The following is a 272-nucleotide window of genomic DNA, read 5'->3' as shown; positions in this document are numbered from 1 at the left end:
GCGATCACCGGCGCGGTCTCGATGGTCGGCCTGGCCATCGGCGCGGCCGTGTACGGCATCTCGCCCTGGCGGATCCCGTTCGCCCTCGCGTGGCTCGTCTTCACGGGCTGTGCGCTCCTCGTGTTCTTCACGTTCATCCAGCTGCTCGGGACCGGGCGCCGCGGGGCCAGCCTGCTCGTCCTGATGCTGACGTTCCCGCTGCTCATGATCGGCGGATCGTTCTTCCCCTTCGAGATGATGCCCGCCTGGATGGCGGCGATCGGCCGGTTCAC

General features: G+C 68.8%; 1 pseudogene. It reads left to right on the top strand.

Annotation, left to right across the window (positions count from 1 at the left end):
• A pseudogene (locus tag ACY9Z2_RS19025) lies at window positions 1–272 on the top strand (hypothetical protein); the annotation flags it as partial.

This window comes from Virgibacillus sp. GM2-2, from assembly GCF_055329585.1.
Note: the sequence above shows the minus strand (reverse complement) of the source record. Positions and strands in the feature narration are given on the sequence as shown.